This is a genomic window from Alcaligenes faecalis (assembly GCF_041521385.1).
GTDB lineage: Bacteria > Pseudomonadota > Gammaproteobacteria > Burkholderiales > Burkholderiaceae_B > Alcaligenes > Alcaligenes faecalis_E.
In genome coordinates this window covers 2,797,913-2,815,806 of record NZ_CP168006.1, presented here as the reverse complement: position 1 = coordinate 2,815,806, position 17,894 = coordinate 2,797,913, and the positions used below count along the sequence as shown (strand labels likewise).

At 57.2% G+C, this 17,894-nt stretch carries 15 protein-coding genes; 11 read left to right on the top strand and 4 right to left on the bottom strand.

What is annotated here, in order from left to right:
* Positions 1 to 12: 12 nt before the first annotated feature.
* Positions 13 to 1,263, bottom strand: a complete 1,251-nt coding sequence (gene kynU / locus ACDI13_RS12580) for a kynureninase (protein WP_316990125.1) — start codon at positions 1,261 to 1,263, stop codon at positions 13 to 15.
* A 142-nt stretch (positions 1,264 to 1,405) separates the two neighbouring features.
* On the opposite strand from kynU, the gene ACDI13_RS12575 reads away from it, so the two are divergent.
* Positions 1,406 to 1,867, top strand: coding sequence for an Lrp/AsnC family transcriptional regulator (locus ACDI13_RS12575; protein ID WP_316990126.1), 462 nt, complete (start codon positions 1,406 to 1,408; stop codon positions 1,865 to 1,867).
* A gap of 43 nt (positions 1,868 to 1,910) precedes the next feature.
* On the opposite strand, the gene ACDI13_RS12570 is transcribed toward ACDI13_RS12575, so the two are convergent.
* From ACDI13_RS12570 to ACDI13_RS12560, 3 genes are all read right to left on the bottom strand, one after another.
* Entirely contained in the window at positions 1,911 to 2,615 is a 705-nt protein-coding gene (locus tag ACDI13_RS12570) for a GntR family transcriptional regulator (RefSeq protein WP_316990127.1), read from the bottom strand.
* A 109-nt stretch (positions 2,616 to 2,724) separates the two neighbouring features.
* Positions 2,725 to 3,153 carry a hypothetical protein gene (locus ACDI13_RS12565; protein WP_316990128.1) on the bottom strand — a complete coding sequence of 143 codons (429 nt, stop codon included), beginning with the start codon at positions 3,151 to 3,153 and terminating at the stop codon, positions 2,725 to 2,727.
* Between the two features lie 212 nt (positions 3,154 to 3,365).
* Positions 3,366 to 4,379, bottom strand: coding sequence for a TetR/AcrR family transcriptional regulator (locus ACDI13_RS12560; RefSeq protein ID WP_316990129.1), 1,014 nt, complete (start codon positions 4,377 to 4,379; stop codon positions 3,366 to 3,368).
* Between the two features lie 511 nt (positions 4,380 to 4,890).
* Between ACDI13_RS12560 and lldP the strand changes: the two genes are divergently transcribed.
* The 10 genes from lldP to ACDI13_RS12510 all read left to right on the top strand — a co-directional run bounded on the left by lldP (position 4,891) and on the right by ACDI13_RS12510 (position 17,855).
* Positions 4,891 to 6,558: an L-lactate permease gene (gene lldP, locus ACDI13_RS12555; RefSeq protein WP_316990130.1), complete on the top strand. Its 1,668-nt coding sequence runs from the start codon at positions 4,891 to 4,893 to the stop codon at positions 6,556 to 6,558.
* Positions 6,559 to 6,637: 79 nt separating this feature from the next.
* The gene (lldR, locus tag ACDI13_RS12550; protein ID WP_316990131.1) at positions 6,638 to 7,417 is read left to right on the top strand and encodes a transcriptional regulator LldR; all 780 of its coding nucleotides are present in this window, start codon (positions 6,638 to 6,640) and stop codon (positions 7,415 to 7,417) included.
* Positions 7,414 to 8,553: an FMN-dependent L-lactate dehydrogenase LldD gene (gene lldD / locus ACDI13_RS12545; protein WP_316990132.1), complete on the top strand. Its 1,140-nt coding sequence runs from the start codon at positions 7,414 to 7,416 to the stop codon at positions 8,551 to 8,553. The genes lldR and lldD overlap by 4 nt, the downstream gene beginning before the upstream one ends.
* A 2-nt stretch (positions 8,554 to 8,555) precedes the next feature.
* Positions 8,556 to 10,277 carry a D-lactate dehydrogenase gene (gene dld, locus ACDI13_RS12540; protein ID WP_316990133.1) on the top strand — a complete coding sequence of 574 codons (1,722 nt, stop codon included), beginning with the start codon at positions 8,556 to 8,558 and terminating at the stop codon, positions 10,275 to 10,277.
* Between the two features lie 374 nt (positions 10,278 to 10,651).
* Positions 10,652 to 12,439 (top strand): ABC transporter ATP-binding protein, encoded by a 1,788-nt coding sequence (locus ACDI13_RS12535; RefSeq protein ID WP_316990134.1) that lies wholly within the window; start codon positions 10,652 to 10,654, stop codon positions 12,437 to 12,439.
* Positions 12,433 to 14,199 carry an ABC transporter ATP-binding protein gene (locus tag ACDI13_RS12530; RefSeq protein ID WP_316990135.1) on the top strand — a complete coding sequence of 589 codons (1,767 nt, stop codon included), beginning with the start codon at positions 12,433 to 12,435 and terminating at the stop codon, positions 14,197 to 14,199. The genes ACDI13_RS12535 and ACDI13_RS12530 overlap by 7 nt, the downstream gene beginning before the upstream one ends.
* A complete protein-coding gene (locus tag ACDI13_RS12525) occupies positions 14,199 to 15,143 on the top strand; it encodes an iron chelate uptake ABC transporter family permease subunit (protein WP_316990136.1) in 945 nt (314 codons plus the stop codon). Before ACDI13_RS12530 ends, ACDI13_RS12525 begins: the two co-directional genes overlap by 1 nt.
* Positions 15,140 to 16,081 (top strand): iron chelate uptake ABC transporter family permease subunit, encoded by a 942-nt coding sequence (locus ACDI13_RS12520; protein WP_316990137.1) that lies wholly within the window; start codon positions 15,140 to 15,142, stop codon positions 16,079 to 16,081. The genes ACDI13_RS12525 and ACDI13_RS12520 overlap by 4 nt, the downstream gene beginning before the upstream one ends.
* Entirely contained in the window at positions 16,078 to 16,854 is a 777-nt protein-coding gene (locus ACDI13_RS12515) for an ATP-binding cassette domain-containing protein (protein ID WP_316990138.1), read from the top strand. Before ACDI13_RS12520 ends, ACDI13_RS12515 begins: the two co-directional genes overlap by 4 nt.
* Positions 16,851 to 17,855, top strand: a complete 1,005-nt coding sequence (locus tag ACDI13_RS12510) for a siderophore ABC transporter substrate-binding protein (protein ID WP_316990139.1) — start codon at positions 16,851 to 16,853, stop codon at positions 17,853 to 17,855. The genes ACDI13_RS12515 and ACDI13_RS12510 overlap by 4 nt, the downstream gene beginning before the upstream one ends.
* Positions 17,856 to 17,894 lie beyond the last annotated feature (39 nt).

The window sequence follows — 17,894 nt, the reverse complement described above, 5'->3', positions numbered from 1 at the left end:
CTGTCGTCGTCATCAAGTCACCTTGGAGCGTGTTTTGTAAGCCGGCTTGTCCCATTCCTGATTCGCAAACACGGCCTTGATGTGTTGTACGGCCTGCCAGATATCCACAAACGACAAATACAAAGGCGTGATTCCAAAGCGCATGACTTCGGGCTCGCGGTAGTCGCCAATCACGCCCCGGGCAATCAGGGCCTGGATAGCGGCATAACCTTGCTCGTGCGCAAAGCTGACATGGCTGCCACGGTAGTGGTGATCACGTGGGGTCACCAGACGCAGGCCAAACTCGGCACATTCCTGCTCAACCAGAGCAATAAACAAGTCCGTCAGGGCCAAAGACTTGCGGCGCACGGCCTGCAAATCAGTTTGCAGGAACACATCCACACCGCATGCGACCAGACTCAAGGACACAATGGGCTGAGTCCCGCACAGAAAACGCTCGATACCATTGGCCGCTTCGTACGAAGGACTCATGGCAAAGGGGTGCTTGTGCCCCCACCAGCCAGACAAAGGCTGACTGATCTGGCTCATCAGCTCGGGGTTCACCCACAGCAGGGCCGGTGCGCCCGGACCAGCATTCAGGTACTTGTAGGTGCAGCCAATGGCAAAGTCCGAACCACTGTCTTTGAGCTCGATTGGCAAAGCGCCCACCGAATGGCACAAGTCCCAGATCACCAGACCATGGTGCTCATGCACCAGTCGGTTGGTCGCCTGCATATCGTGCAGATAACCCGTGCGGTAGTTCACATGGGACAACACCACCACCGCCGTTTCAGCGTTGACCGCAGTTTGCAGCTCTGCCGGATCATCAATCAGCTCCAGCCTATAGTCTTTACCAAAGAAGGCGTTAAACCCTTCAATAATGTACAGATCCGTAGGGAAAGAGTCGCGCTCGGCCAGAATCACTTTCTTTTCCGGATGGCGTTCTTTTTGCAAATTGACGGCCGCAGCCAGCACCTTGAACAGGTTCACAGAGGTACTGTCGCTGACGATGGTTTCGCCTTGACCAGCGCCAATCAGGGGCGACATCTGGTCGCCCAGACGCACCGGCAAGGTCCACCAGCCTGCCTTGTTCCAGCTATTGATCAAGTCGGTGCGCCATTCCTGGCCGATCACTTCCTGAGCACGCTCCATGGCATGCCGGGGCATGGCACCCAGGGAGTTCCCATCCAGATAAATCGTATTGGGCGGCAGGTCAAACTTGGCTTTAAAGGCGGCCAGCTCATCGGCCTGATCCCACTGCTCGCATTGCTGCAAAGTAATCATGTCATGCTCCTCGATTCTGCTTTTTACGTCATTTAGTCTAGCATCGAGGCCCTGGCAAATTATTCCAAATCAATCAAGATTATGCTTAAATTTGGAAGAAAATTCGGTTTAAAAAATACGTATTCATAGATAATTCTAAAACATGAAACTAGACGAGACAGACTTGAAAATCCTGCGCCTGTTACAGGGCAACGGCAGGCTAAGCAACCAGGAACTGGCTGACCTGGTCGCCCTTTCACCGTCCTCCTGCCACCGACGGGTGAAAATTCTGGAGCAGGAGGGCTTGATCGAAAACTACAGCGCCAACTTAAGCGCCAGCAAACTGGGGTTTGCCATTGAGGCTTTTGTGGAGGTCAATATTGCGCAGCTCAACGAGAGCGAGCATCAGTACCTGAGCAAGGCACTGGCCAACATGGAAGAAGTACTGCATGCCTACATCGTGACCGGGCAGGCCAACTACATGCTGCACATCCGCACGCGCAACTTCGAGACTTTCTCTCATTTTGTGGTCCACAAGCTCAACACACTGCGCGGCGTCACCAAAATCCATTCGCAGATTGTGCTGTCCTGCATCAAGGCCAAAGGACAGCATTTGCCGGTGTAAGCCAGCATACCGGCAAGGTCTGAGCTGGCACCAACACCGGATTTCAAACGTAATTCAATTTGAAGCGTCGTTTGAAATGCTCACTGCGCCACCAGCCCTTGCCACTTTGCACCGGCTTGTCATCGGTGTCGAACAAGTCGATACGCTGCACGATCACGGCCTGGTTTTCCTTGATCCACAACTGCTTGGCCATCTCTGCCGATGCATTGGCCATGCTGATCTCCTCTTGAGCATGTTTGATGGGCACATTCAGCACGGAGGTCAGCATCTCCACCATGGTGCGTGTTTCCAGCTCCTGGGCCGGGATGCGCTCGCCGATCGAGCGCAACAAGTAGTTCTCTGCAAAATACAGGGGAACAGCCGACTTGTAGCGCACTGCCTGCAGCTTGTAGACCGGCTCATCAGACGCAAAGAACTCGGCAATCTCGGCAGGAGGAGCCACCAAAGACCAACTGGCAATTTTGGTGGTGGTATCTTTGCCCAGTTGCACCAGATCATTGATGGAGCTCAGCTCCCAGGAGCCTGTCTGTTTGCGCTCCAGCACAAAGGTGCCTCGGCTGGCAAAACGTTCAATCAAGCCATTGCGCGTCAGTATCGCCAGGCCCTGACGAACCGTAATTCGGCTGACGCCAAACATTTCGCCCAACTCCGCTTCGGTCGGCAAGCGGTCCCCCGGTTTCAGACGACCGTTCTGGATATAACGGGTCAGCTTGTCGGCAAGCTGTTCATAAAGCGGCTTTGTACTCACTCTTTGATCTCATTCTTCTTAATGACGGAGGGCGGCTGGTTTGTCCCCCTGTGCGCTATATTCGGCAACCCTCGGGCCCGTTGCTTGTCGGCCCGCAAGCCACATCTATTTACGCGCGCTCCAATAATCCCTTGATCAAGAACATTTCCGCCTCGTGCACACAGGAGATTTGCTCCCACGCGGCATCACTTTGCGTTGCCAGCCTCCAGGTCAACAGGCTCACCACACATTTGTCCGCACCCAGCTTAAGGACCTCTCCTGGAATGACACGCGACATATTACGAAACTGCATGCCATCCTTGCTGGTGCCGACATCGTAATCAACCTGAAAGCGCGCTGCGTCCACATTCAGACGCACATACGTGTCCTGACCGCTAAAGACCGATGTACCCTTGAACAGGCCCGGTTCCACCTCTATACGATTGGCACTGCCCCAAGCCCACTGACCTTGCTGGATACCATCGGACATGATTTCAAAAGCGATAGGTGCGGGCCGCTCAACCAGGATGCTGCTGGAATGACAATGTGGATCTTTCATGTACTGTCTCCTGTGGCTCTTGAGTATTGTTATGACAATGTAGACATTGTCATGCCAATGCCGGTGTGGAGCTAGACGGGAAAACACGTAGGCACTCCATCATTCATCCTGGGCAGCCATTAAAAAACCGCCAGCAATCCCAAAGGACAGTCAGCGGTTGTAGAAGCAGGCGAAATCTCAGGTCGGCAGAGGAAGGCTAGCTGGTGCCGCAATTAACTGGGCGACACCCATTTCTGAATGAATGTACGCAGCTCTTCCGGGCTGGAAGCCACACCACCCGGTACGCGATAGACTTTTTCCAAAGGTCCCACCATCTCCTGCAAGACAGGTCGTTGAGCAGGTTCTTCGCACATCATCACAATCCCGCGACAATAGCGGCCAAAACCTTCACGATGCGCCTTCAACCACAGCACCGCTTTCTTGCGCCCTTGCGGGTCACCGGGAGTTGAAAGATCAGGCTGGCTGTCGTAAACCAGCACGAACTCCTGTTCCGCCTTGATCAAGGTTTCCATATCATCCAGCCATTGTGAGACCTGCTCCAGGGTCAAAGGAAACTCGGGGGCCCGGGCCATAGGCAAAGCAGACGTATCTAAAAACGGTGTCAAAACGCCGGATGAAATCTCTTGCTCACTCCTTGCCAAGGCTCCTTGAATCAGAGCGGTCATCCCCGATTGCAAGATACTTTCCATCTCAATCTCCTCTACCACCCGCTCCACCGCCGCGCGTGGTTCACGACCTGCAACCGCATACACGGTATCGGCAACAGCCAGACAGTGAAAGGCCACCGTGCTCATCAAATAACGCGAACGCTCGAACGACACACCATAAGCCTGGGCGATGTGTTCTTGATGTTCCCGAATCTTGTCCAGCATGGAAGGCGTCGCCACCAGCCTGCGAATCACATAGGGCGTAATGCCCGGATTGGCTTTCACAAAGGCTTGTGTTGCCGCACTGAACCGTTGCAAGTAATCCTCCAGGCTGCCCTGAACGGGGGTTGTCGCCCGAGGCACTTGCCAGCGGTTGAAAATCTCTTCAGCCACCAGTTGTTTCAGCCCTTCCAGATTGCCCACATGTTTGTACAGCGCCATTTGACTGACACCCAAGGCGGTAGCCACCCCCACAAAGGTGATATGGGGCAGGCCAATCTGAATACCGGCATCCGCAATCCGTGCTCGGGTAATGGTGGGAGGCCGTCCACGCGGCGCGGGCACCTGAAGGGTTTGCATATCTATGTTGACCTTTGAATTGCAGCGGTGCCACCTCCTGCGCCACTGTTTCTTATTTAATTTAAGAGACCCTACTAATTAGTCGCTTAGTTTACATCTTCAGTAATGATTCTCAATATTGACTTTGAGTAGAGGCTATTTTTGCGCTTCTGATCCAACAAGCCCTGTCGAGAAACGCGCGGCCGCGTAACCCAATCTGCGACACGACACGACACGCAGCTCTTATACGAACGCTATGCCAGATATTGCCCTGGGCTGCAGCCAAACGGTGGCACTACCTAAGCCGATTTTTCTGACGAATTTTCCATAAATTGGTCAGACCATTTAAAGAGAAAAACATCAGCCATCCCTAAATAACTAGGGTAAACACTGAGATTCAAGCCCATAAACCCGTGGATACAATGCGCTCTACCCTTGATGACCTCAAGAAATGGTCAGACCAATCCAATGACCTTCAGGTTCGCTTGCACTACAAGCGCCTCCCCTTTGCTCCTGCGGAGATAGAACAAACATGCAACAAGCGTGGCTGCAGCAATACGATCCCACCGGCAATATCTGGCTGTCGGCACTGATCGCCCTTATTCCAATCATCTTTTTTTTCCTGGCCCTGACCAAGTTGCGCATGAAGGGCTATCTGGCGGGCACGATTACGGTGCTGCTGGCTCTGGGCGTTGCCCTGTTCTTCTATCGCATGCCGGTTTCCGCGGCACTGGCCTCCGTGGTCTATGGTTTTTTTTATGGCCTATGGCCTATTGCCTGGATCATTGTGGCCGCCGTTTTTCTATACAAGATCTCGGTCAAGACCGGCCAATTCGACGTTATTCGCGCTTCGATCCTGTCCGTCACGCCTGACCAGCGTCTGCAACTGATTCTGGTGGGCTTTTGCTTTGGTGCTTTCCTGGAAGGGGCGGCCGGTTTTGGTGCACCCGTTGCCATTACCGCAGCCTTGCTGGCGGGCCTGGGTTTCCGCCCCTTGTACGCGGCCGGTCTGTGCCTGATTGCGAACACCGCTCCAGTTGCTTTCGGCGCCATGGGTATTCCTATCATTGTGGCCGGTCAGGTATCGGGTATTGATCCCTTTGAAATCGGCCAGATGGCCGGTCGCCAACTCCCTTTCATGACCATCATCGTGCTGTTCTGGCTCATGGCCATCATGGACGGCTGGCGCGGCATCAAAGAAACCTGGCCGGCGGTGCTGGTGGGTGGTGGCTCCTTTGCCATTGTGCAGTTCCTGACGGCCAACTACATTGGCCCCGAACTGCCAGACATTACCTCGGCCCTGGTTTCCCTGGTCGTGCTGACCTTGTTCCTGAAAGTGTGGCAACCCAAGCGCATCTTCCGTTTTGAAACGCAAGAAGGCTCGCCCCACCAGGATAAGGTTGTCGAACAAACGCCGGCAGCACTCACGACAGGCCGCATCCTCAAAGCCTGGTCGCCCTTCATCATCCTGACCGCCATGGTCACGATCTGGAGTGTTCAGCCCTTTAAAGCACTGTTTGCCGCCAATGGCCCGCTGGCTTCGACCATCATGAATATTCCTGTGCCCTTCCTGCACAATCTGGTCGAAAAAGCACCGCCCGTGGTCGCCGCCGCCACCCCTTATGGCGCGGTCTACGCCTTTAACTGGCTGTCTGCAACCGGCACAGCCATCCTGATTGCCGCCTTGCTCACGATTATCTTCTTGCGCATGAAGCCCTCAAAAGCAGTCGAGACCCTGGGTGAAACCTTCAAGGAACTGGCCGTACCCATCTACTCGATTGGCATGGTGCTGGCCTTTGCCTTTATTGCCAACTACTCCGGCCTGTCCGCCACCCTGGCACTGGCACTGGCTCACACGGGCAAGGCCTTCACCTTCTTCTCACCGTTCCTGGGCTGGATTGGTGTGTTCCTGACCGGCTCCGACACGTCCGCCAACGCCTTGTTTGGTGCCTTGCAGGCAACCACGGCGCAACAGTTGGGCCTACCTGAAGTGCTGATGGTGGCCGCCAATACCACTGGAGGCGTCACCGGCAAGATGATCTCGCCCCAATCCATTGCCATTGCCTGCGCCGCCGTGGGGCTGGCTGGCAAAGAATCCGACCTGTTCCGCTTTACCGTCAAGCACAGCCTGGTCTTTGCTGTTCTTGTCGGCCTGCTGACGACCTTGCAAGCCTATGTGTTACCTTGGATGATCCCCTAAGGGCCCGCCCTCATCCTTCATCAGCAAGGTGCACAGACTCGCGCCTTGCTGATTTATCTTTTCGCTACTTTCAAGAACTATGCGCCTCTCTGATCACGTCGCCCAACAACTGCTGGCGCTGATTCAATCCAGCGATTTCAAGGCAGGGCAACGTCTGCCCGCCGAGCGTACGCTGGCAGCCCAATTGAATGTGTCGCGTGCCTCGCTGCGCGAGGCCATTCAGCAACTGAACAGCCAGGGCATTTTGCGCAGTCAGGTTGGCTCAGGCACCTACCTGACCTCCCAAACATCCCAATGGCCGCAGCGTTCTGTAGATCCGCTGGCCGCCTTGATGCTGTCCGATCCCCAGTACCGTTACGATGTGCTGGAAGCACGCATTGCTCTGGAAAGCAGTACCACCTGGCACGCCGCCCTGCGCGCCTCCCCCGACGACAAAGACAAGATCCTGCAGTGCTTCGAGCAAATGATTCGCTACCAGCAAAGTGGCGACACCGAGCAGTCTGCCCGGGCCGATGCCCAGTTTCACCTGGCTGTTGCCGAAGCCTCCCATAACCTGGTGCTGGTTCAGGTCATGCGAGGCCTGTTCGATCTGGTGCTCAGCAGTGTGACCCAGAACCGGGACATCATCATGTTTGTGCATGACTCGCCCGAAACCCTCACGCATCTGACCGCGCAGCACGAGGCCCTGGTCAAAGCCATTATTGATGGCGATGCGGCTCGTGCTCGCCACGTTGTCAATGAACACCTTGGTTACGTACGCAACACGCTCATTCAGGCGGATGAAAACCTCGCTCGCCGCGAACGTGCCGCGCGCTTGCAGACCCTTTCCCCGACCTTCACAGAGTCCGCCCTGCCATGATTATTTCCTCCTCGACCGACTACCGGCGCGCCGCCCAAAAACGACTGCCTCCTTTCCTGTTCCACTACATTGACGGCGGTGCCTACGCCGAGCACACCCTGCGCCGCAATGTGGATGATCTGGCTAATGTCGCCCTGCGCCAGCGAGTGCTGAAAGACATGAGCCAGTTGGACACCCGCATTGAACTGTTTGGTGAGAAACTGTCCATGCCGGTGGCCCTGTCCCCGGTAGGTCTGACCGGTATGTATGCGCGTCGGGGCGAAGTCCAAGCGGCCCAGGCGGCCGATGCGCACGGCATTCCCTTCACCATGTCCAGCGTGTCAGTCTGTCCGATCGAAGAGGTCACCCCACGGCTGAAACGACCCATGTGGTTTCAGTTGTATGTACTCAAAGACCGTGGCTTCATGCGTAATGCGCTGGAACGAGCGCAAGCTGCTGGCTGCAGCACGCTGGTCTTTACCGTGGACATGCCTGTACCCGGCGCACGTTATCGGGATGCCCATTCGGGCATGAGCGGCCCGAACGCCGCCCTGCGCCGCTATGCACAGGCCGTCATGCGCCCGCGCTGGGCCTGGGATGTGGGTCTGCTGGGCCGTCCACACGATCTGGGCAACATCTCGCGCTACCTGGGCAAGCCTACCGGCCTGGCCGACTATATGGGCTATCTGGGCGCAAACTTCGACCCTTCGATTTCCTGGAAAGATCTGGAGTGGATACGCGAATTCTGGAAAGGCCCCATGGTCATCAAAGGCATTCTGGACCCCGATGACGCCCGCGATGCGGTGCGTTTTGGTGCCGATGGCATCATCGTCTCGAACCACGGTGGCCGCCAGCTCGATGGCGTCCTGTCCTCGGCCCGCGCTCTGCCTGCCATTGCCGACGCCGTCAAAGGCCAGATCAAGATTCTGGCGGACTCTGGCATACGCAGCGGGCTGGACGTGGTACGCATGATTGCCCTGGGTGCCGATGCGGCCATGCTGGGCCGCGCCTACATTTATGCGTTGGCCGCCGCCGGACAATCCGGCGTCGACCATCTGCTTGGCCTGATTGAAAAAGAAATTCGGGTCGCCATGACGCTGACCAGCGTCAGCAGTATTGCCCAGATCAGCTCTGAGCTGCTTGTACAGGAGTCTTGACCATGTCAGTTTCCACCGGCGCTGCGGATTTGTTGCAGCAATTGCGCGCGATTGTCGGCACCCCCCACGTCCTGACGGACGACCGCAGCACGCGTCGTTACCGCAAGGGCCATCGCACGGGTGAAGGCAAGGTGCTGGCCGTTGTACGACCCGGAACGCTGCTGGAACAATGGCGTAGCCTGCAAGCCGCCGTCGCTGCCGATTGCATCGTGATCATGCAAGCGGCCAACACCGGCCTGACAGGTGGCTCCACCCCCGACGGGGACGACTACGACCGCGACATTGTGCTGATGAACACCATGCGCCTGCAAGGCATACAAGTCATCAACGATGGCGAGCAGGTTGTCTGCCTGCCCGGTGCCACACTGGACCGTCTGGAACAAACCCTGGCCCCGCTGGAACGCGAACCCCACTCCGTGATTGGCTCTTCGTGTATCGGCGCGTCTGTGCTGGGCGGTGTTTGCAACAACTCCGGCGGTGCGCTGGTACGACGCGGCCCCGCCTACACGGAATTGACGCTGTACGCGCAAGTGCTGGACGACGGCACCTTGCAACTGGTCAATCACCTGGGCATTCATCTGGGGGATACTCCGGAAGAAATTCTAAGCCGCCTGGAACAGGGCAAATACAGTGTGGCGGACATCATCAACGACCCGGAGCGCAAAGCCAGCGACCCACGCTACGCCGAAGATGTACGCGATGTAGACGCCCAGACCCCGGCCCGTTTCAATGCCGACCCCTCACGCCTGTATGAAGCCTCCGGCTCGGCCGGCAAGCTGTGCATTTTTGCCGTGCGTCTGGATACCTTTCCCAAAGAGGCCAGCACCGTTTTCTACATCGGCACCAATGACCCGAACGAGCTGACGGCTGTCCGTCGCCACCTGCTGACAGACCTACCCCGCCTACCTATTGCGGGCGAGTACATTCATCGCACCGCCTACGATATTGGCGAACAGTACGGCAAAGACACCTTCTTGCTGATCGACCGTTTTGGTACCGCCAAAGTGCCGTCCGCCTTTGCGATGAAAAGCCGTGTCGATGGCTTTTTTGAACGCTTTGGCTGGCGTGGCGTCACAGATCGCGTCATCCAGGCAATCATGAACCGCCTGCCCAGCCACCTGCCCCCACGCATGCGTGAGTGGCGCGACCGCTTCGAGCACCACCTGCTGCTGCGCGTCTCCAACGACACCGCGCAGGCCACGCGCGAATTTCTAACTCAGCAATTTGAAGGCAGCCAACAAGGGGCCTATTTTGAGTGCGATGCCGAAGAAGGCCGCAAAGCCTTTCTGCACCGCTTTGCCATTGCCGGTGCCGCCATCCGCTACCGTGAGTCGCACCCCGACAGCGTGGAAGATATTGTGGCGCTGGACATTGCCTTGCGCCGCAACGACAAGGAATGGGTAGAGCAACTGCCGGACGATATGGAAAAAGATATCGTCCACAAGCTCTACTACGGCCACTTCCTGTGTCACGTGTTCCACCAGGACTATATCGTCAAAAAAGGCGTGGCTCCTCTGGATATGGAACACCGCATGTGGAAACTGCTGGATGAACGCCGTGCCGAGTACCCGGCCGAGCACAATGTGGGCCACCTGTATATCGCCAAACCTGCCCTGGCCGGCTTTTACCGCGAACTGGACCCGACCAACACCTTCAACCCCGGTATCGGCCACACCTCACGCCGCAAGTGGTGGAGTGTGTGCTGCGGCGGCAAGCACAACTAAACACCGTCTTTCTTGAAAGCACTCACCGGCTGCACACCATTGCCTTGTTTGCAGCGCAGTGCCCCTTCCATAAACCACCATGTAGACCAAGAGGCCCCCAAGTTTTACTTGGCGGGCTTTTTTTGCGTCGTGTGACAACCACGACACAAAAGTATTCTGTCGCCTCTCCTATTTAGTTTAATAGGTTCCACTAATTCAAAATTTAGATTACATTACCGATAATGATTCTCAATACCCTATCGTGAAGAGCCGGTTTCTACGGCTTTTGGATAAGCAATGAAGGTGTCGGATCTGAGCCGCCACCCGCCCGAACACTGATCCACACCCCGCAGAAATCATGCCTCTTACGTTGAATTTCTGAGTATGTAACGCTCATGACCACTCGTGAAACTGCTACGGACGTGCGTAAAGAGCCTGGCCCCATCAGCCAGATCCTCAGCTCCATACGCTCGCGTCTGCTTGTTGCCGCCGTTCTGGCGGCTTTGGGTTCCATGCTGACCCTGGTGCCTTTGGCAGGAGTCGCCCACATCGCCACGCTGGCGTTGGGCAATACCCCGTCTGGCGAACTGCAAGGCGATATAGGCTGGACGGTGCTCTTTAGCATCATCAGCATGTTTGCAGGCCTGGCCCTGATCTCGGCAGGCGAGCTGCTGGCCCATCTGGCCGACAACCAACTGACACGCGGCCTGCGTCTGAGCGCGGCCCAACGACTGGCCAAAGTGCCACTGGGCTGGTTTACCGGCCAGGCTTCAGGCGAAGTGAAGCAAGCCATGCAGGATGACATTGCCACCCTGCACAGCCTGACCGCCCACTTCTACACCTCGGTAGGGCGCGCTGTTGGTGCCATTGCGATCTCGGTGCTGTACCTGTTTTTCATGGACTGGCGCATGGCGATTGTGGCGTTGCTGCCCTTCCCCGGCTTCTTCCTGTTTTTGCGCCACGCCATGAAAGCCAGCAACGCGCACATGCAGGGCTTTGTTGCGAAACTGGGCCGTCTGAACAGCGCCACCGTGGAGTTTGTCAGCGGCATTCCTGTGGTCAAAGCCTTTGGTTCCAATGGGCAAGCACATGGCGGCTATAGCAAGGCCGTGGATGGCTTTGCCGACGCCTTTCTGAACTTTGCCCGCCCACTGGTGGCCCGCATGGCCCATGCACACGCCATGATCGCCCCCGTCACCGTTCTGGGTGTAGTGCTGATTTTCGGTGCCCTGTTCAGTTATCTGGACTGGATGGCGCCCGTCGATATCCTGCCCTTCGCCCTGGTAGCCCCCGGCATTTGCGCCCCCCTGCTTTTGCTGCACACCTTGCTGCACGATCTGGGCGGCGCAACAGGTGCCGCACAGCGCGTGCAAGCCTTGATGAAAACTCCCGTGCTGGAAACGCTGACCACCGATCAGCAACAAGTCCCCGCAAATCAGGAAGTGCGGGTCGAAAACGTCAGCTATGCCTATGACGAAAGCCATCAGGCACTGAGCAATATCAGCTTCACCCTGGAACCGGGCACGGTCACCGCCATTGTGGGTTCCTCCGGTTCTGGCAAATCCACCATCGCTCGCCTGCTGCTGCGCTTCTTTGACCCCAGCGAAGGCCGTATCACCCTGGGCGGTGCAGATCTGCGCCAGATTGAATCCACCCAGTTGTACCGCCGCATTGGTTTTGTACTGCAGGAAGTGCGCCTGATCAATGCCAGCGTGCGCGAGAACATTGCGCTGGGCCGTCCATCCGCCAGTCAGCAAGAGATTGAAGACGCCGCCCGCGCCGCCAATATTCACGACCGCATCTTGAGCCTGCCTCGTGGCTACGACTCTGTCGTGGGTGAAGACGCCCAACTATCCGGTGGCGAACGTCAGCGCGTCAGCATTGCCCGCGCTGTTCTGCTTGATCCGCCGATTCTGGTGCTGGACGAAGCCACCGCCGCCGCCGACGCCAGCAATGAAGTCGCCATTCAGGATGCGCTGTCGCGCTTTGCACAAGGTCGTACCTTGCTGGTCATTGCTCATCGTCTGGACACCATCATGCACGCCGATCACATTCTGGTGCTGGAAGACGGTGCCATTGTGGAGCAAGGCCATCACGCCAGCCTGCTGGCTGAGCAAGGCCGTTACGCACGGCTCTGGACCCTGGGTGGCTACGACAATCCTTCCAAGGACACATCATGCTAAAGACCCTGATTCAGTTGCTGGGTACGGATGCCCCCATTTTCCGTCGCTATAGCTGGATGGCAGTGCTATACGGCCTGCTGTGCGGCCTGACCATGACCACCTTGGTCCCCGTTTTCACTCATCTGCTCAATGGCGAACCCAAACAGGCAGGCGGCTGGCTGCTCATCTTGCTGCTAGGCGTGGCCATCTGCTGGGCATGGCGTCGCCATGTGGAGCAAGCCGGTGTGAATGTGGGAGCCGCCATCCTGCAAGGTGGCCGTCATCGTCTGGGCGAACATATCGCCCAACTGCCCGTCGGCTGGTTCTCCGCTCAAAACACCGCGCGGCTGGGGCACATCGTCACCCAGGGCATGATGTCGGTGGCCCAATTGCCTGCACACGTCTTCACCCCACTGATCGCCGGAGTTGTGACGCCGCTTGTGCTGGTCGTGGCGCTGTTCATTCTGCATTGGCCGCTAGGGCTAACTGCCTTGATCGTCTTGCCTTTGCTGGCCGCTGTCTTGGCCCTGACCGCCCATTTGGGACGCAAGGCCGATGATGCCTTCCAGGCTCATTTCGCCCATGCCAGCCAGCGTGTGGTGGAGTTTGCCCAAGCCCAATCCGTGCTGCGCGCCTTCAATGGTGAAGGCGGTGGTACACGCCTGCTGGAAGAAGCCATTGAGCACCAGCACCAGGCGGGCAAGAAACTGATCTGGCAATCCACGGCCTCGGCGGTGCTCAATGCCTGGGCGGTGCAAGCAGCCTTCGCTGCCCTGCTGATTACCGCCACGCTTTGGCTGAACAACCGTACAGGCCTGGGCATGAGCAGTGCAGAAGTCATCGCCGTCATCGTGTCCTTGCTGCTGAGCGCACGCTATATCGACTCCTTGCTGGAAGTAGCCAGCTACAGTGAAGTGCTACGCGGTGCACGCGGCCAACTGGATGCCATTCAGGAACTGTTTGCCGTCCAGCCCCTGCCCGAACCCGCCTCGCCCCAAACCCCAAGCGACGGCTCGATTGCGCTGAGCAATGTGCATTTCCGCTATGCCGCCGACAAACCGGATGTACTGAACGGCATCAGCCTGAGCATTGCAGCAGGCAGCATGGTGGCCTTGATCGGGGAATCCGGCTCGGGCAAAACCACCCTGGCCCGGCTGATTGCCCGCTTCTTTGATGTCAGCCAGGGCAGTGTCTCCATCGGTGGCGTGGATGTACGCCAGATCAGCAGCCCGGTACTGGCCACACAAATCAGCCAGATTTTCCAGGACGATTATCTGTTCGCAGGCAGCATTGCCGAGAACATCCGCCTGGGCAAACCGGATGCAACCGAGGCCGAACTGATGGAAGCGGTGAAACAAGCCGGTGTCAGCGAAATCATCGCCCGTCTACCAGAAGGTTTGAACACCACGGTAGGCGAAGGCGGGGCCCGTCTGTCCGGTGGCGAGCGTCAACGCATCGCCATTGCCCGCGCCCTGATCAAGAACGCCCCCATTTTGCTGGTGGACGAAGCCACTGCCGCACTGGATGCCGAAAACCAGGCTGCCATTGCCCAGGCATTGGCCCGTCTGCGGGGCAAACGCACCCTGATCGTGATTGCCCACCAGCTCTCTACCGTCGCCATGGCCGATCAGATCGTAGTGCTGGAAAACGGCCAGATTATCGAACAAGGCCCGCCAGCCCAACTGCGCGAAAGCCAAGGCCGCTACGCCCACTTTCTGAACCAGCGTCATGCCGCCAAAGGCTGGCGTATTGCCACCGCAGCCCAGAATAACGGTGTGTAATGCAAGCTAGATCTTTTGTGCTCTTGTTCCTGATGCTGTGCAGCCTGTCCTTGTTGATAGGCGCACGGCAAATCAACTGGGCACAGCTATGGAGCTTTTCAGGCGACGCCTGGCTGACACTGACCGCCAGCCGCCTGCCCCGTCTGGCGGCGCTGGTCTTGAGCGGCATCGGCCTGTCCGTCTGCGGGGTGATCTTGCAGCACATTGTGCGCAATAAATTTGTGGAGCCAGCCACCTCGGGCGGGCTGGATGCCGCCAAGCTGGGCATTCTGATCGCCCTGACTCTGGCTCCCAGCAGCGGCACTCTGGGCAAGCTGCTGTTTGCCCTCTTGTTCTGCTTTGCCTCCAGCCTGATCTTCATCGCCGTGGTGCGCCGTATCCGCTTCAAGAACACCGTGCTGGTGCCGGTGATTGGTCTGATGTACGGCGGCGTGCTCAGCGCCATTGCCGAGTTTTATGCCTATCAGCACCAGATTTTGCAAAGCATGCAGGGCTGGATGCTGGGCGACTTCTCCAAGATCGTGCAGGGCAACTACGAGATCATTTATCTGATTCTGCCCATTGTGCTGCTCACCTATCTGTACGCGCATCGCTTTACCGTTCTGGGCATGGGCGAAGGCATGGCCACCAGTCTGGGCCTGAACTATTCCGCCACTGTCGCCCTGGGTTTGATACTGGTCGCGATTACCGTCTCGGCCACGGTCATTACCGTAGGGGCCATCCCTTTTATCGGCCTGGTCATCCCCAATCTGGTGGCACTGCGCTACGGCGACAACCTGGGCCGTACCTTGCCCATTGTGGCGCTGGGCGGTGCCAGCCTGCTGCTGGCTTGCGACATTCTGGGCCGCCTCATTATCTACCCGTTTGAAGTCCCCATCGGCCTGACCGCCGGTGGCGTGGGTGGTGTGCTGTTTCTGTTCCTGATCTTCTGGAGGAACCGATGAAACGGCAGCATCTGGTCTGGATACTATTGCTGGTGCTGGCACTGAGCTTTGTGTTCTATCGCTCCGGCCTGGACTGGGACTACATCATCCCCAAACGCCTGAACCGCTTGGCGGCTATGGTCATTGGCGGCATCTGCATTGCCTGGTCCTCGATTATTTTCCAGACCATGACCGGCAACCGGATTCTGACGCCCGCCATCATGGGATACGAAGCGGTTTACCTGCTGTTCCAGTCCCTGCTGATATTGCTCTTGGGTACACAAAGCCTGGTGATGCTGGGGGCCAATGGCAATGTGATGCTGTCCATTATGCTGATGCTGGCTTACTCGCTGGCTATCCATCACTGGCTGTTTCGCCAGGGCAAGAACAATGTGTATTTCCTGCTGCTGATGGGGCTGGTACTGACCATGATCATCAGCACCTTCACCCAGTTTGTGCAGTTGAAAATCAGCCCCGGCGAGTTCTCCATTCTGCTGGGCTTTAGCCAAGCCTCCTTTAACCGGGCTGAGCCTTTGCAATTGCTGGTGTCCGCGATTCTGGTGGGTGGCATTTGCCTGGGCAGCCTGCGCAGCTTGCCCACACTGGACGTGCTGTCTTTAGGCCGCGAACAAGCCATTTCTTTGGGTGTCGATTACCGCCGTACCGTGCGCATCCAGTTGGCCCTGATTGCTGCCCTGGTCGCCATTTCCACCAGTCTGCTCGGGCCCACTGCCTTCATGGGGATTTTCGTGGCCAACACCAGCTATGCGCTGGCCCGCAGCTTCCGGCACAGACTTACGCTGCCGCTAGGCTGCGCCATTGCCATCATCGTGTTTTTGCTGGCACAGATAGCGGTGGAACACATTTTCAATTACCGCACGACCGTCGGGATACTCGTCAACCTGGTGTGTGGCGCGTACTTCCTGGGACTGATGGTTCGTACCCGAGGCACTGCATGATTACGATCAATCAGCTCTCCAAACACTACAAGAACAAGACCGTACTTTCCAAAGTCAGCACGCAGTTTCCTGGCGGACAGCTCAGTTCCCTGATCGGCCCCAATGGGGCCGGTAAAACCACCTTGCTGATGAGTATCGCCCGCTTGCTGGAAGCCGACGAAGGCCAGATCCAACTGGACGGCCGCAACATTGCGGATATACGTATTGCCGACTATGCACGCCGGGTAGCCACCTTGCGCCAATCTCCTGATTTCAATTTGCGCCTGACCGTAGAAGAACTGGTCGCCTTTGGCCGCTTCCCCTATAGCCGGGGCGCGCTGACGGATGCAGATCAACAAGCCATCTCCGACGCCATTCAGTTTCTATCGCTGGAACCCTTGCGCCAGTCCTATCTGGACGAGCTAAGTGGTGGCCAGCGGCAGATGGCTTTTCTGGCCATGACCATTGCCCAGCAAACGGATTACTTGCTATTGGATGAGCCGCTGAACAATCTGGACATCAAGCACGCCGTGCAGATCATGCGCGCCTTGCGACGGCTCTGTGACGAGTACGGCCGCACCGTGATTCTGGTGGTGCATGACATCAACTTTGCCGCCAACTATTCCGATCACATTGTGGCCATGAAAAACGGTGCCCTGTATTGCGCAGGTCCGGTGTCCGAGGTCGTCACCGAAGCACGGCTGGCCGAACTTTATGGTCTGGATTTCGAGATTACGTACAGCGAGCGTGGCCGCCTGTGCAATTACTTCACCCCATCAGGAGAACGAGCATGATCACCAAACACAGATACGGGCTGATAGCCCTGTTTGTGGCCGCCAGCTTTGCCTTGCAAGGCTGCGAGAAAAAGACCCAGGCAGCGGCGGAAACCCCGGCACCACAAGCCGCCGTCAGCCCTGAAACCAGTGCCCGCTATGAGCCCATCGTAGTCGAGCACAAGCTGGGCTCCACACGCATAGAAAAACTGCCACAACGCGTCGTGGCGCTGGACATGAACGAAGTGGATTTTCTGGATGCCTTGGGGGTCCCGGTTGTAGGCATGCCCAAAGACTTCATCCCGGCCTTCCTGGAAAAATATAAAAATGCCCCTGAAATCCAGGACACCGGCGCCATTGTGCAGCCCAATGTGGAGCAGGTTTATGCCGCCAAACCGGACCTGATTCTGATCACCTCCTTGCAGGCCAATCACTACAAGGAACTGAGCCAGATCGCCCCTACCATTCACTTTGATGTGGATTACCGCGATAGCCAGGTCAACCATATTGAAGTCGTCAAGAACCACCTGCTGACTCTGGGCTCGATCTTCAAGAAAGAAGAGCTTGCCAAACAAAAAGTGGCCGAGCTGGATGCCCAAGTCACCCAGGCCAAGCAAATCACCCAGGATCGCCTCGAAAAAGCCCTGATTGTTCTGCATAACAACGGCTCGTTCAGCTCCTTCGGAGTGCAGTCCCGCTACGGTTTTGTCTTCAACGCGCTGGGCGTACAGCCTGCCAGCCCAACGGTAGAAACCGGCCTGCACGGACAACCCGTGTCCAGCGAGTTCATCCAGGAAGCCAATCCGGACATTATTTACGTCATCGACCGCACTGCCGTGATGGAGCGCCGCCCCGCCCTGGATGCCGACAGCCTGAGCAACCCGCTGCTGCGTGAAACCAAAGCCTGGCAAAACGGCCGCGTGGTGTTTGCCAATGCCGAGGCCTGGTACGTGACGGCTGCCAGTGTCACCTCGCTGAAACTGATTATTGATGATGTGCTCAAGGCCTACCAACACCCATGATCTGAAGGTTTTTACACGGGCAAATAGAAAGTAACGCGA